This window comes from Paenibacillus phocaeensis, from assembly GCF_900021165.1.
GTDB classification, from domain to species: Bacteria; Bacillota; Bacilli; order Paenibacillales; family Paenibacillaceae; genus Fontibacillus; species Fontibacillus phocaensis.
On record NZ_FCOQ01000018.1, the window covers coordinates 739,849 to 754,722 of the forward strand.

Annotated in this window: 11 protein-coding genes; all 11 read left to right on the forward strand. The window is 54.4% G+C overall.

Annotated features, from left to right (window positions below; all coding sequences use genetic code 11):
• Positions 1–70 precede the first annotated feature (70 nt).
• The 11 genes from BN3795_RS13415 (at position 71) to BN3795_RS13465 (ending at position 14,862) form a co-directional block, all read left to right on the forward strand.
• Positions 71–955: a carbohydrate ABC transporter permease gene (locus BN3795_RS13415; protein WP_068785139.1), complete on the forward strand. Its 885-nt coding sequence runs from the start codon at positions 71–73 to the stop codon at positions 953–955.
• Positions 955–1,782, forward strand: coding sequence for a carbohydrate ABC transporter permease (locus BN3795_RS13420; protein WP_068785140.1), 828 nt, complete (start codon positions 955–957; stop codon positions 1,780–1,782). Before BN3795_RS13415 ends, BN3795_RS13420 begins: the two co-directional genes overlap by 1 nt.
• A 51-nt stretch (positions 1,783–1,833) precedes the next feature.
• On the forward strand, positions 1,834–3,678 hold the full coding sequence (locus tag BN3795_RS13425) for a cache domain-containing sensor histidine kinase (RefSeq protein ID WP_068785141.1): 1,845 nt from the start codon (positions 1,834–1,836) through the stop codon (positions 3,676–3,678).
• Positions 3,653–5,260, forward strand: a complete 1,608-nt coding sequence (locus BN3795_RS26075) for a response regulator (RefSeq protein WP_068785142.1) — start codon at positions 3,653–3,655, stop codon at positions 5,258–5,260. The genes BN3795_RS13425 and BN3795_RS26075 overlap by 26 nt, the downstream gene beginning before the upstream one ends.
• A 52-nt stretch (positions 5,261–5,312) precedes the next feature.
• Positions 5,313–6,920 (forward strand): beta-N-acetylhexosaminidase, encoded by a 1,608-nt coding sequence (gene nagZ / locus BN3795_RS13435; protein ID WP_068785143.1) that lies wholly within the window; start codon positions 5,313–5,315, stop codon positions 6,918–6,920.
• 205 nt (positions 6,921–7,125) lie between these two features.
• Positions 7,126–9,327, forward strand: a complete 2,202-nt coding sequence (locus BN3795_RS13440; protein WP_068785144.1) for a stalk domain-containing protein — start codon at positions 7,126–7,128, stop codon at positions 9,325–9,327.
• A 363-nt stretch (positions 9,328–9,690) separates the two neighbouring features.
• A complete protein-coding gene (locus BN3795_RS13445; RefSeq protein ID WP_068785145.1) occupies positions 9,691–10,152 on the forward strand; it encodes a Fur family transcriptional regulator in 462 nt (153 codons plus the stop codon).
• A gap of 1 nt (position 10,153) precedes the next feature.
• On the forward strand, positions 10,154–10,441 hold the full coding sequence (gene yidD, locus BN3795_RS13450; protein ID WP_068785146.1) for a membrane protein insertion efficiency factor YidD: 288 nt from the start codon (positions 10,154–10,156) through the stop codon (positions 10,439–10,441).
• Positions 10,442–10,846: 405 nt separating this feature from the next.
• Positions 10,847–12,862 carry a methionine--tRNA ligase gene (metG, locus tag BN3795_RS13455; RefSeq protein WP_068785147.1) on the forward strand — a complete coding sequence of 672 codons (2,016 nt, stop codon included), beginning with the start codon at positions 10,847–10,849 and terminating at the stop codon, positions 12,860–12,862.
• 182 nt (positions 12,863–13,044) lie between these two features.
• Positions 13,045–14,064, forward strand: a complete 1,020-nt coding sequence (locus BN3795_RS13460; RefSeq protein ID WP_068785148.1) for a metal ABC transporter solute-binding protein, Zn/Mn family — start codon at positions 13,045–13,047, stop codon at positions 14,062–14,064.
• Positions 14,065–14,100: 36 nt separating this feature from the next.
• Complete coding sequence (locus tag BN3795_RS13465; RefSeq protein ID WP_068785397.1) at positions 14,101–14,862, forward strand: metal ABC transporter ATP-binding protein; 762 nt, start codon at positions 14,101–14,103, stop codon at positions 14,860–14,862.
• Positions 14,863–14,874: the final 12 nt, after the last annotated feature.

The following is a 14,874-nucleotide window of genomic DNA, read 5'->3' on the forward strand; positions in this document are numbered from 1 at the left end:
ACGAGCAAGGGCGTCACCCGCCGGCAGCGGTTCAGGGGACGCCCTTGCTTCCAACTACGGAGGTATTGGCATGAACAAAGCGCTCAGAAGTCCTCTGATTTATAGTTTGTTTGTTCTCCCGGCATTGATCTTGTTCCTTGCCTTCTTTATCTATCCGATCTTTACGGCCGTCAATAACAGCTTTACCAGCTGGAACGGGATTTCCAAGCATATGACTTATATCGGATTCGATAATTACGCGATGGCGTTCGAGGATCAAGCTTTCTGGAAATCGGTGCGGAACAACGTGTATTTTATTTTGTTCTCCTGCCTGATCCAGGTGCCATTGATCGTTTTCTTCTCTCTGTTAATCGCAAACGTCAAGAAGCTTAAGGGGTTGTACAAGACGGCTGTTTTTATGCCGTCCATTATGTCGACTGCCGTCATAGGCATTTTATGGGGGTTCATCTATAACCCCGATTTTGGGCTCATGAACCAATTGCTAGGGGTGTTCGGCATTTCCCCGGTATATTGGCTGTCCGACAAAAATTGGGCGATGATCTCCATCCTGATCACGAATGCCTGGCAGTGGACGGGGTTCTACATCGTCATGGTGCTGGCGGCCATCCTGGCGATTCCGCGCGAGTTGGACGAAGCGGCGGCGATCGACGGGGCGAACGGCATTCAACGGGCCGTCAAAATTACGATCCCGCTGATTATGCCGATCGTTAGCGTTGTGATCATGCTGTCGGTGGCCGGCGCCATGAAAGCGGCCGATATCGTGCTGGTGATGACCAAAGGCGGGCCGGCCGGTTCAACCGACGTGATGGCGACCTACATGATCCGCTACGCTATTACCAGCTTCCGCCACGGGTTTGGCAATGCCATCGCCGTGCTCATTTTTGTGTTTACAATCATCATTACCGCCTTGTATCAAATTCTCGTTGTTCGGCGTACAGAAAGGATTGAATACTGATGAGAATGCTGAAAAAGTCGATCCCGCATCTGTTTCTGATGGCTTATTTGCTCATCATTTTATATCCGTTTCTGTTCGTGTTGTTCTCCTCGGTCAAAACCGACAACCAGGCGATCGCATCGAATCCGTTTGGTCTGCCGTCGTCAATCATTTTCGACAACTATGTCAACGCTTGGGTAAACGCCAAAATCAGCACGTTTTTCTTTAACAGCTTGTACATCGGCGTGTTGTCGGCATGCTTATCCATTCTGTTTGCCGCAATGCTCGCCTTTGCCGTCACGCGGATGCGGTACAACCGGATCAGTGCGATCTTGTTTCAGCTCATCCTGCTGGGGATGTTGATCCCAAACAACTCGCTCCTGCTGCCGATTTACGGGATGATGCGCAACCTGAATGTACTCGACACGCATATGGCGCTCATTTTGCCTTATGTGGCCAATGCGATTCCGTTCTCGGTCATCATCCTGGCGGCGTTCTTGCGCTCCATTCCCGGTGAAATCGAGGAAGCTGCCGTCATGGACGGCTTGTCATCCGCCGGCATGTTCTTCCGAATCATGCTCCCGCTTACGGTTCCGGCGATCGTGACGGTGTTCATCATCAATTTTCTCGGCAACTGGAATGAATTTTTGCTGGCCAACTATTTCTTGTCCAGTGAAGAGTTGCGTACGCTTCCGGTTGGCATGGTTGGCTTCCGCGACGCTTACAACACGAACTATGCGCAGATGTCCGCCGGCATTGTGTTCAGCGTTCTGCCCGTCATGATCATCTATGCGGTGCTTCAGGAAAAAATAATTGAAGGCGTCACGGCCGGCAGCGTTAAAGGATAGACGGAGGCGTGATAGAATAAGGTTAGTCTTACCATTTGGGAGCTGCCGCCGATGAATTTGCGAATCAAGCTGTTTACCGCTTTTTTGGGCCTAGTGATCATTCCTTTATTTATACTTGGGATCATTACGTTCCTAATCACGTTTAACTCTATCGAGAAGAAATACAGCCAGCAGGCGGAATATTCGCTGAAAGCCATCGGCTACAGCATCAAGAACGTCTTCCAGGAGATGGACAATGTCACCGATAACGGCATTGCCAAAGGGGTATTCCAGGCTGCATTGTCGGCGAAGGACCCGGATACCCAGGATTTGACGGCCACGACCCAGTTGGAGCTGAATGCCAATCAGCGAAATTTCCGGTCCTTGCTGTACAGTCATCCGGCCATCGACTACGCGTTTCTATATAACATCCACGGGGGCCGGGCATCCAATGTCATTGCGATTTTCAACAAGGAAAATTTTGAGACGCTGCCGTACGAGAAATTCAAGGAGCATCCTTTATATAGCGAAGTGATGGCCCTTAACGGCCAGCCTAAATGGATTGCTCCCCACGAGTACCCGGAATTAACCGGGTCGGACAACGTGTTCACGCAAATTCGCCTGATTAAGGAGCTGAGCAATCTGGATCGGGTGGGCGTACTGGTGGTGCAGATCAAGAACTGGGAGTTCGAGAAGATTTTCCAGAACCTGAAGCTGGGCAGCCAAATGCGGGATACCCGGTTTATGCTGGTTAATGATAAGGGCTTGATTTTGTACGATTATCAATCCGAGCTGGATGGTCATCAAATCGGGGCCTATCTGCCGAAGGAATGGGAACTTGGCGAGGGTTATCGGAGTTTTAAAGGCAAATTTAACAGCCAGGAGAGCGTTATATCGATCTACAAACTGCAAGATTACCCGTGGAGCCTCGTCTCGGTAACTTCCTGGAGTTATTTGTCGCAAGAGGTAACCACCTTTGCCAAATGGTTTGTCGCCATTATCTGCATCTGCGTGCTGACGGCGATGTTGTTCAACTTCATCTTTATCAATCGGATTACCGGAACGATCGGCGTGATCGTAAGGTTTATGCGCAAGGTGGAGAGCGGGGATCTGAACGCCCGGGTCGATGAGAAAGGGGATGACGAGCTGCTCCTGCTGCAGAAGGGCTTCAACAACCAGATGGATAAAATCAATGAGCTGTTTGAGCAAGTCAAGCGGGAGCAACTGCAGAAAGCCAATGCCGAGCTGCGCGTCCTCCAGGCCCAGATCAAACCGCATTTCCTGTTTAATACGCTGGAGTCGATCAACGTGCTTGCGGTTCAGAACGAGGGGCGCAAGGTCAGCGAAATGGTGCTGCGGCTGGCCAGCATTTTGCGAATCAGCATTCAGGATAAGGAAGAAATCAAGCTAAGCCTGGAAATTGAGCATTTGCGAAGTTATTTGGAAATTCAGAAATTCCGGTTCGACGAGCTGTTTGAGTATACGATTGAGATACCGGACGAAATGAAGAATTGCCTGCTGCTCAAGCTGACTTTGCAGCCGCTTGTGGAGAACAGCATTCAGCACGGGTTTGAGGGGATCGATTATAAAGGCAGGATCACGGTCACGGGGAGAATGGAACAAGACCGCATCCTGCTGCGGATTGAAGATAACGGAATCGGGATGACGAACGAGCAGTTGGCGAAGATCCAATATGCGGATTTGGACGATCCGGCGTATCGTTCCTTGGCGCCTTACCCCAGTCATGAACGCCGGGGCCTGGGACTTCGCAGTGTGTATGACCGGCTGAGATTTCAATACGGAAGCAGATATGGCTTGTTTATTTGTTCGCAGCCCGGATTGGGGACGACGATTCAGTGTGTAATACCAAGATATGGGGCGGGTGATTCCGATGAGATTAAAAGCGCTGCTGGTTGACGATGAAATTCATATTCTCACGAACTTGTCGAAGGTATTGCCTTGGGAAGAAATAGGGTTCGAACATGTCTTGATGGCCAAGAACGGCAAGGAGGCGTTGGAGTTAGCCTCTCAACATCGTCCTGATTTGATCTTGAGCGATATTCGCATGCCGGTGATGGACGGCATTCAATTGCTGCAGGAGCTTCGGGAGCGGGAGATTCCTTGCGAAATCTTGCTGTTGACCGGTTATCAGGAATTTGAATATGCTCGAACGGCGATCCGGTACGGGGTTAAGGATTACATTTGCAAGCCGATTAATTACTTTGAGCTGGAGGAGACGGTTCGGACTGTCGCCAAGCAGATCCGGGAGAAGCGCAAAAATCTGAACAAAGAACAACGACTCCATCAAGTGGTCGATTTGGCCAATGAGAATTTTCTATTGCATTCTCTGCTTGGTCAGGAGACTGACGGGGAAGGGCTCCTATGGGACGAGGAGGACGGTCAAATGGAGCAGCGCCGTTATTCTATGCTTCTGTTGGATCTCGAAGGATATTCGCATCGTTCCATCGTCTGGACGCTTCATGAGCGAAAGGCCTGGAATTTGCACATCAGACATGCGTTGAAGGAGATATTTGGCGAGCTGCTGCCCGATCTGACCGTCCTGCAGATTCGTGAAGGCGAATGGTGTTTGGTATTCCCCGCCTCCGCCGCGGATGAGCCCCTCGATGAGGAGGCGCTGATGGCGGGGTATGAGCAGATTCGGCAGCTTATCCGAAGCAAGGAAGAGCTGCCGGTACGTATAGGCATGTCCGCTCAGCCCTCTCGGCTGCAGGAATTGTCGGTACTGTACCATCGCTTGCAGCACCGGTTGATTTTAGGCTCGGCGCAGGGTGGTTTGGTGGAAGCGGATTGGGTGTCGGCGGATGAACTTCGAGCGGATACGGATGCCGTGGACTTGCAATGGGGCTGGATCGAACAGCTGGGAACCGGACTGCGCAACGGAAGCCATGAGGCGTTGGAACGCATCACCGGGGAACTGAAATCGTTCTATGGCCGACTCGACGAGCAACGGGCCGGTGCGGCGGAGAAGCTGATGCATTATTTGCTGATTCATCTGCTGCGGGAAATGCGCGAGCTGCAAATGCTGCCGCTGGAGCAGGAAGAAGCGTTATGGCAGCGGCTGCGGGAGCCGATGAGCCTGAAGGAGCTGCTGTCGCTGATTCTCTCGCTTATCGAGCAGTCGCGCAGTTGCCTGTCGGCGAAGAAGTCCACGGAACTGCTGATGATGTCCGCGCAAAGCTATATCCAGAACCATCTTGGCCACGACTTTGGAATCGAGGACATCGCCGATTACCTCGGGATCAGCAGCAGTTATTTCTGTTTGCTCTTCAAGAACCATTTTGGCGAAACGTTTGTGGAATATTTGACGAAGCAGCGGATGGAGATGGCCAAATGTTTGCTGCGAAGCAGCGAGCGTTCGATCGCCCAGATCGGGATCTCCATCGGCTACCAGGAACGACGTTATTTCACCAAGGTCTTTCAGAAGTATACCGGGATGACGCCGTCGGACTTTCGGCAGAAGGAATCGAATGTATCTTAGGTCGGATGGAGCTTACGGTTGGGGATTTACGATTTGATGAGGGGGACGGCACGTGGATTTGAAGGCATGGACGTTGGAGGAGAAGATCGGGCAGCTGTTTATTTGCGGATTTCACAGCTTGGTGCCGGACGAACAGATTCGGACGTTGGTGGAGCGATATCATGTAGGCGGCGTAGTCTACTTCCGCCGGAATATCGCTTCGGTGGAGCAGCTCGCCGCGTTGTCGCGGAGCCTGCAAGCGTTGCCGCGGAGCAAGCCGGAGCTCCCGCTGTTCATCTCGATCGACCAAGAGGGCGGCATGGTGGCCCGGCTGGATCACGAAGGAATGAGCCGGATTTCCGGCAATATGGCGCTGGGGGCCGTCGATGAACCGGCGCTGACGGAGGAGGTTGCGAGACTGGCCGCGAAGGAGATGCTGCAGCTCGGCATCAATTTCAACTTTGCGCCATGCGTCGATGTCAACAACAATCCGGCGAATCCCGTGATTGGCGTCCGTTCATTCGGGGAACGCCCGGAGCGGGTAGCCGTACATGGGGCCGCAGCGGTACGCGGGTACCAGGCCCGGGGCGTGATCGCAACGGCGAAGCATTTTCCGGGCCATGGGGATACGGCGGTGGACTCCCACCGCGGCTTAGCCAGCGTCCCGCACGGGAAGGAGCGGCTGAACCAGGTGGAGCTGGCGCCGTTCCGCGAAGCGATTGCGGCGGGCGTCGACGCGATTATGACGGCGCACGTGATCTTTCCGGCGTTCGAGCCGGAACGGATTCCGGCGACGCTGTCGCACCGCGTGCTGACCGGCTTGCTTCGCGAGGAACTGGGCTTCGGCGGGCTGATCGTCACCGATTGCCTGGAGATGAAGGCCATTGCGGAGCATTACGGGATCGCCGAAGGGGCGGTGCAGGCGATCGAAGCCGGCGCGGACCTGGTGCTCGTGAGCCATACGCTGGCCGACCAGCGTGCAGCGATCGAGCGGGTGGCCGAAGCGGTGCGAAGCGGCCGAATCCGCGAAGCGCGAATCGACCGCTCGCTGGAGCGCATTTTGGCGCTCAAGGCGAAGCGGATCGGCAGCGCGGCGCAGGCGGTGGCCGCAGCGACCGCGGAGGCAGGGCCGCTGACGCCGGAGGCGGAGAGCGGCGCGCTGCTGCGGAGAGCGGCGGAGCGCAGCGTGACGCTTGTGAAAGGGACGGGCAGCCTGCCGCTCGAGAGCGACCGGCCGGTGCTGGTCGTCTGGCCGGAACTGCGGCATCGTACCGAAGTCGACGAACCGGCGGTGCATCCCTATACGCTGGCGGATGCCCTGCGACCGCTGCATGGCCAGGTGGTCACGGCGGTGATCGGGACTCAGCCTAGCGATGAGGAGATTGCCGCGGTGCTGGAGCGGGCCCAAGAGTTCGGCCAGATCGTCGTGGCTACCTATACGGCGGAGGGAGCGATTCCCGAAGGCCAGCAAACGCTGGTACGGCGTCTCGGGCAGCTCTCAGGCAAACGAGTGATGGTTGTGTCTACGCGCAATCCTTACGATCTGAACGCGTTTCCGGAGATCGAGACGTACCTCTGCTTGTATGAGAATCGCCCGTATTCACTGGATGCGGCGGCCAAGGTACTGGTTGGCGAGACGCAGGCACGAGGCGTCTTGCCCGTCAGTTTAGTTCAAGCTTAACGCAGGTTTAACCGTAGCGCCCGGGATGGATTTCCGGGCGTTTTTTGCGCCGGTTTGTCAAAAAATAAAGGAAAATGCGGCAGTGAACGACGGCTTTTGCTATTTTATTGTGGATTCTGTCAGCAACTTTTCGTTTTAACCTGCGTTTAATACATTGTGAGATTAAAGGGTGTTTTACAAAATGGGAGAGTAAGGGAGTTTAAGCATGAATTTAAAGAGAGTGTTAATTACCACGATGTTGGTGGCATCCCAAATTGCCATGGTGCTTCCGGCTAGTGCGGAGGAATTGGGACAAGGAAACGGCGTGGATCCGGCGACCGTAACTCAGCAGCCTGCGGATAACGGGACGGGGGCACCTCCAGCCGATGCAGTGCAGACGGACGATCCTTCTCTGAATCCAGGAACGAACGAGGGAACGACAGGGGATACGGTCCCGGGAGATGGTCAGGAAGGCACGGAAACGGGGGACGAATCGACCCCGCCAACCAATCCGGTCATACCGCCGGTTGATCAAGTGACGCAAGACCCAAGCAACTCGGGTCAATTGATTTTGATGATGAACAGCAAGAAGATGTACCAGAACGGGAAGGAATACCTTGCCGGCTACCCGATGGAAGTGAAGGACGGGGTCTCTTACATTTCAATTCGGGCGATTGTAGAGCGGGCCGGATTCCAAATGTCTTTTGACAATGCAACGAAGGAAACGATCATCAAGCGGGGCAGCGATGAGCTTCGGTTCAAGCTGAATACGACTTCCTATAAAGTCAACGGCGTAACCCAGACGATGCGGGGGAAATCCTATTCCGCCAAAAACAACTTCATGGTGCCGTTAACGGCGATCACGAAGGCTTTGAATATCACCTATTCGTATGACTCGGTTGGCAAACGGGTGATCGTCAATTTGAACACACTGCCGACAGCTTCGTTTACAATCGGCAACAAGGAAGTGGTCGCGGGCGAAACACAGGTCCAATATGTGACGAATTCCTCCTCACCGATCGGGCTTCCTATCGTGAACGAGGAGTGGATCGGGCGCCAGGATATGTTCATGACACCTGGGGATTATACCGTGACTTACCGGGTTCAGGATTCCAGCGGACAATGGAGTAATCCGTTTACGTTGACGATTCATGTCAGCAAGCCGCATACGCCGCCGGTGGCGAATTTTACGACGGACAAAGACACCTATAAAATGGGTGAATTGATCACTTACAACGACCTCAGTACGGACGAAGTAGGCATCACCGAACGAATTTGGGAAAACAAGCAGCTAGCGTTTTTTACGCCGGGTCAAACGACGATCCGTCTGAAAGTCGTCAATCAATTCGGCTTGTATTCGACCGTAGAGAAGACGATTACGATTACGAACGAAACGCTCTATACGCAGGATGAATTCAATAAACTGTTCATGCCGGTAGGCGAGAAATATACATTCGACGGCACCCAGGTGCCGAGCTGGGAGCGGATCAAATACGACTTCACTTCCGAGGCGGTCACGTTGATCCGCAGCAACAGCCCGGAAACGGTCTATTCCAAAGGAATCGTGTACAAGGAAACGGCTATCGGAAATACGCGTTTTATGGTCCACCACGCCAATGCTACGGGGAAACCGGTCAAAATGTACGTGATCGCCACGAACAACAACGGCGAAACGGCACGTCTGACGCAAAGCAACCTGGGCTTTGGCGGTCCGAGTAATTATGCCACGGCCGCAGGGAAAGCTTCGGTACAGCGTTATTACGAATCGATGCAAACCGGCAGCAAATACAAGGAAACGTGGTTTGCTCCAGGGGAAAGCAAAATCATCCTGAACGAGCTAAGCGCGACAGCGATGAAGCAAGGCGACGTCATCTCGTTGTTTGCAGACTTGTACAGCGACCATACGTTAAACTACACGGTTATTATGGTCGATTCAGACCAGGATCCGTTTAAGACTTTGCCTTATTTGAGCGCGCTTGAACCCGACATTCATAATCGCGGTACTTATATGGAGGCCAACCGAAATATTGAAGTGACCGAGTTGATCGGCAACAAGCCATCCCGGCTGCTGATCGGCGATAACTCCAGCGACCCGTTCCTGGTAGGTGCCGATGGCATAAAAGGCGACTATCGACTGAACGCCGGCAACTTCGGTGTCCTGTACCGGATTAAGCTGTACCGCGTTGCGCCAAACACACTGGTTTCGTTTAACCCGCGCGGCGGGAATTATTCGGGCGCAGTCATGGTCAACGGGGATATCGTAGGTTTGCCGACGGTCGGAGGAATTGGCGCGCCTAATGAGAATGCCGTGTTGTTCCGGACCGGCGAACGCGAGCAAACCGTGGATCTGGTGTTCACGGCTGCTCCGGGCAGCAACCTGTCCGTAAACCTGCTGTTCCAGCAGATGCCGGAGAAGAAAAGCGAATAAGACAGGAAAGGCACGGCGCTGAGGCGCCGTGTTTTTTTATGTATTAAGGGCAGAGGATGAAATGTTGCAATTTGTGCAATATTTCAATCAGTAGCCAGGGGGATGGGGAGGGAATGTTGTAAAAAGTGCAACAATCCGGGGGAGTTAGGCATGAAATCCCCTGAAATGCTGCACTTTGTGCAACAATTTGCTGTTAGGAAGCCGTTCACCTCTTGAAATGCTGTAGTTTGTGCAACATTTAGAGTTTAGAGGCTCGCAAGATGCCTTAGGGACTTGCTGTATCCCATCGCATTGACGGAGCTTTTGATTTGGGGCATTATTAGAGAAGACGCATGGAGTAAGGGTAGACGGGAGGAATGTCACATGCTGTCGACCGAGGAAATTATTAAAGTGATGTCCAGCCGGGGGCTGCGGATTACCGATCAACGCAAAAGCCTGGCCAAGCTGTTCGCCGAACGGGACGGTTATCTGACCCCGAAGGACGTCTATGAATATATGGGCAAGGAGTACAGCGGCCTTAGCTTCGATACCGTATACCGAAATCTCCGGGTCATGGAGGAGCTGGGCGTGCTGGAGCAAGTCGTATTTGAAGACGGCTTGAAGTTCAGAGCCAGCTGCAGCAGCGAGGGGCATCATCACCATCATATGATCTGCCTGCAATGCGAGAAGACGTATCCGATCCATTTCTGCCCGATGCCGCTGACAGATGCGCCGGAGCAGTTCCAGGTCGTGAAACATAAATTCGAGGTTTTCGGGTATTGTAAAAACTGCCGCCCGGACGGTAAGCCGCAAAATGCCGCGCCGGACCCAAACGAGGTGTCCTGAGATGGGCGTAGTCCGCAAAACGTTCCAGGCGCCGATCCATGTTTACCGCAAGTTTATTTCGCCGCTCAAGCCGCCGACCTGCCGGTTCTATCCGACTTGCTCGGCGTACGCTTTGGAGGCGATTGAGGTGCACGGCCCGCTGAAAGGGTCCTGGCTGGCGGCCAAACGGATCGTCAAATGCCAGCCGTTCCATCCCGGCGGGTATGACCCGGTTCCGCCTAAGGCGGGGAAGACACGCGGGGGCGAGCAGGAGCAGGGAACGCCGCCGCTGAATGGCGGACAAGCCTGATCCCATCAGGGAAAAGGCCGCCTCAGTGCGGCTTGACACAGTTTGGAAATTTTTTTAATATAAAATATAAAGCAACAACGATAGGTTTCCAGGGAACGGATGAGTACAGGGATAAGATCCAGCCACAGAGAGCCGGGGGAGCTGCAAACCGGTCTGGAGCGTCTTTGGAATATGGTCCGGGAGGAATCGTTTTCGAGCCTAGCGCAGGGCTTCCGCGCAGCGCACAGGTGAGGGAATGGCGTAGGGTCCGGCGTTAACGGACGGTCGGATTCGACCAATGGAGCCCGTTGCCTGTGAAGGTGCGGGGAATTTGGGTGGTAACGCGTGAGAACTCTCTCGCCCCATGATGGGGCGGGAGTTTTTTTGTTGTAATGAAATCAAAGTTCAAAGGAGATGAAAGGTAGAATGTCCAACAAACCAACTTTCTACATTACGACGCCGATCTATTATCCCAGCGATAAGCTGCATATCGGCCATGCCTATACGACGGTGGCCGGAGACGCCATGGCGCGGTACAAGCGGCTGCGCGGATTTGATGTCCGCTATTTGACGGGGACGGATGAGCACGGGCAGAAGATCGAGCAGAAAGCGAAGGAAAAAGGCCAAACCCCGCAGCAGTTCGTAGACGGTATCGTGGCGGGGATCAAGCAGTTGTGGGAGAAGCTGGACATTTCCTACGACGACTTTATCCGCACGACGGAAGCGCGGCATAAGCAGGTCGTGGAAGAGATTTTTGACCGCTTGTTGAAGCAGGGGGATATTTACAAAGGGGAGTATGAAGGCTGGTACAGTATTCCCGATGAGACGTATTACACGGAATCCCAACTCGTTGACGTGGTTCGCAATGACAAGGGCGAAGTCATCGGCGGGAAAAGCCCGGAAAGCGGCCATGCCGTGGAGCTGGTGAAGGAAGAGTGTTATTTTTTGCGTCTGAACCGCTACGTGGATCGCTTGCTGAAGTATTATGAGGAAAATCCGGATTTCATTCAACCGGAGTCCCGAAAGAACGAGATGATCAACAACTTCATCAAGCCGGGATTGGAAGATTTGGCCGTGTCGCGGACGACGTTCGACTGGGGCGTGAAGGTGAAGGGCGATCCGAAGCATGTCGTGTACGTATGGATCGACGCCCTGTCCAACTACATCACGTCGCTTGGTTACGGCACGGATCACCCGGAACTGTATGAGCGTTATTGGCCGGCGGACGTTCACCTGGTCGGCAAAGAGATTGTACGCTTCCATACGATTATTTGGCCGATTATGCTGTTGGCCTTGGGGCTGCCGCTGCCGAAGAAAGTGTTCGGTCACGGCTGGTTGCTGATGAAAGGCGGCAAAATGTCCAAATCGAAAGGCAACGTCATGGATCCCAACGTGTTGATCGATCGGTATGGGCTCGACGCGACCCGCTATTATTTGCTGCGCGAGGTGCCGTTCGGCTCGGACGGCTCGTTCACGCCGGAAAGTTTCGTGCAGCGGGTGAATTCCGATCTGGCGAATGACCTGGGCAATCTCTTGAACCGGACGGTAGCGATGGTTGAGAAGTATTTCGGCGGCGAAGTGCCGGCTTACGAACCGAACGCCACGGCGTACGATGCCGAGCTGGAGCAAGCGGCGCTGGATACGGCTCACAAGGTGGAAGAAGTGATGGAGAAGATGGAATTCTCCGTGGCGCTCACCCATATCGGAGCGTTTATCAGCCGCACGAACAAATACATCGACGAGACGCAGCCTTGGGTGCTGGCCAAAGACGAAGCGAAGCAAGGCGAACTCGCGTCGGTGATGGTGCATCTGGCCGAGTCGCTGCGGATCGCTTCGATTCTGCTGCAGCCATTCCTGACGCAGGCCCCTGCGAAAATCTGGGCGCAGCTCGGGATTGCTCCCGGGGAGCTGACGACCTGGGAGAGCACCAAGACGTTTGGCCGGATCCCGGCCGGAACGAAGCTCGTCAAAGGCGAGCCGATCTTCCCGCGGCTCGACGCGGAGCAGGAGATCGAGTTCATTTCGAACTCGATGAGCGGGGGGGCGCTGGCGGCGCAGGCAACAGCCCCGGCTGCTGCGGCCGCGCCAGCTCCGGCGGCAGAACAGCCGGAGCTGAAGGACGAAATCGGCATCGACGATTTCGCTAAGGTAGAGCTGCGCGTGGCGCAAGTGCTGGCCTGCGAACCGGTGCCGAAGGCCGACAAGCTGCTCAAGCTGCAGTTGGATCTCGGGTACGAGCAGCGCCAGGTTGTGTCCGGCATCGCCAAGTTCTACAAGCCGGAGGAGCTGGTTGGACGCAAGGTGATTTGCGTGACGAACCTGAAGCCGGTGAAGCTGCGCGGCGAGCTGTCGCAGGGGATGATCCTCGCTGCCTCGCAAGGCGACCAGCTGACGCTGGCGACGGTGCCGGATTCGATGCCAAACGGCGCGATTGTGAAGTAACAACAACCAAACCGCTCTTGCATGGGCTGCTTTGCTGCCCGCTTGACCGCCAGGGGATTCTCCTCTGGCGGTTTTGTTTGTCTCGCCGCAAATAGAGGAAGAATAATAGTGGTTGACAATCGTTCCAGATAGGCCCTATAATCCTTGTTGGTAATCATTACGATTAAGAAAGGAAGTCATTGATGTTTATACATAGATTGAAACGGGGGTTCGTCTTTACGGCGGCGGCGCTTACGTTGCTGCTGATCTTGGCAGGCTGCGGGAAGAACACGAGCGGCGGTTCTATTGTGGAGGGGAAAGTCAATGTCATCACCAGCTTCTATCCCATCTACGAATTTGCGCAGGCGATCGGGGGAGAAGACGCGAATGTCATCAATTTGCTGCCGACCGGCGTTGAGCCGCATGATTGGACGCCCCGCAGCCAGGATATTCTGAATGCATCCAAAGCCCAGTTGTTTTTGTATAACGGCGCGGGTCTGGAGGGCTGGGTTCCGAATTTTCTGAAGGGCTTGGGAAGCGACAACAAGGTCAAAACCGTGGAGGTCAGCCGGGGCATCGAGTTGATCGAAGCGAATGGGGACGACGGCCACGATCATGGCAACGACGGTCATGGACATGGCGAAGAAGCGGGTCATGAGGCGGGGACGGACACGGATCAGGAGGAGGAAGCGGCCGATCATCACGTTGATCCGCACACCTGGGTCAGTCCGAAATCCGCCATCGTCATGGCGGAGAATATCAAGAACAGCTACATTGAGGCAGATCCGGAGCATCAGGCGGCCTATGAGGCCCGGTATCAGCAGTTGCTCGGCCAATTGCAGGCACTCGACGCCAAGTTTACGGAGCAGTTATCCGCGTTGCCGAACAAGGAGATTGTCGTATCTCACCAAGCTTTTGGTTACTTGTGCCGGGATTATGGCTTAACCCAACACGCCATTATGGGACTCTCGCCGGAAGCCGAACCGCGGGCCCAGGACCTGGTAGCCCTGTCGAAGATGGTGAAGGAAAAGGGGATCCGATACATTTTCTTCGAAGAGCTCGTCTCGGATAAACTGGCGAAAACGCTGGCTTCCGAAGCGGGGGTGGAGACCCTGGTCCTCAATCCGGTCGAAGGATTAACGAAAGCTCAAGCGCAAGCCGGGGATAATTACTTTACGTTGATGGAGAAAAATTTGCAAAATCTGATCCAGGCTCTACAATAAGAAGAAAACTACATGTATCGGAAGGACGCTAAGCAAATGAGATCCGACGCAAACACGGCACAGGATGCCGTTTGTCATGACAGTGTTATCGAGCTCAACCACGTCTCCTTCGCTTATCAAGAGCAAAAGGTCATCACCGACTTCAGTTTTCGGGTTCGCGAGCGGGACTTCGTCGGCGTAATCGGTTCGAACGGGGCAGGGAAAACAACGCTCCTGCGGATGATGGTCGGCTTGCTGCCTCCGACGGAGGGGCAAATCCGCTTGTTCGGCGAGCCGATTCGACGCTTTCGCGATTGGGAGCGAATCGGGTATGTGCCGCAGAAGAACGCCTTTAACCCCCTGTTCCCGGCGACGGTTCGCGAGGTTGTGTTGTCCGGCCTCTACAACAACAAGAAGCTGTTTCGCCGCATTGGCCGCGAGGAGCAGCGCAAATGTGACGATGCGCTGGAAGTGATGCGAATCAGCGAGATTCAGGAGAAGCGAATCGGTCAGCTTTCGGGCGGCCAACAGCAGCGCGTGTTCTTGGCGCGGGCGCTCGTCAACAAACCCGATCTGCTTGTACTGGACGAACCTACGGTCGGGATCGACGCGCAGACGCAAGCCGACTTTTTCGAATTAATCTTTCATATGCACGCCCATCATCATATGACGTTCCTGATGGTCTCTCATGATATCAGCATGATCGAAGGGAAGCTGGGCCAGGAACCTCGCGAGCATTGCGGGGCGATTAAATTTTACGTGCGCCACTCGCACGAGCAGGACTGCGCGATCCCGGATCTGCAGCATTCGTTGGTTTAGGAGTTGTTCAAA

Coding starts and splice junctions, on each gene's coding strand:
- metG (WP_068785147.1), top strand. CDS start 10,847: ATGTCCAACAAACCAACTTTCTACATTACGACGCCGATCTATTATCCC.
- BN3795_RS26075 (WP_068785142.1), top strand. CDS start 3,653: ATGAGATTAAAAGCGCTGCTGGTTGACGATGAAATTCATATTCTCACG.
- BN3795_RS13465 (WP_068785397.1), top strand. CDS start 14,101: ATGAGATCCGACGCAAACACGGCACAGGATGCCGTTTGTCATGACAGT.
- BN3795_RS13445 (WP_068785145.1), top strand. CDS start 9,691: ATGCTGTCGACCGAGGAAATTATTAAAGTGATGTCCAGCCGGGGGCTG.
- BN3795_RS13425 (WP_068785141.1), top strand. CDS start 1,834: ATGAATTTGCGAATCAAGCTGTTTACCGCTTTTTTGGGCCTAGTGATC.
- BN3795_RS13440 (WP_068785144.1), top strand. CDS start 7,126: ATGAATTTAAAGAGAGTGTTAATTACCACGATGTTGGTGGCATCCCAA.
- BN3795_RS13415 (WP_068785139.1), top strand. CDS start 71: ATGAACAAAGCGCTCAGAAGTCCTCTGATTTATAGTTTGTTTGTTCTC.
- yidD (WP_068785146.1), top strand. CDS start 10,154: ATGGGCGTAGTCCGCAAAACGTTCCAGGCGCCGATCCATGTTTACCGC.
- BN3795_RS13460 (WP_068785148.1), top strand. CDS start 13,045: ATGTTTATACATAGATTGAAACGGGGGTTCGTCTTTACGGCGGCGGCG.
- BN3795_RS13420 (WP_068785140.1), top strand. CDS start 955: ATGAGAATGCTGAAAAAGTCGATCCCGCATCTGTTTCTGATGGCTTAT.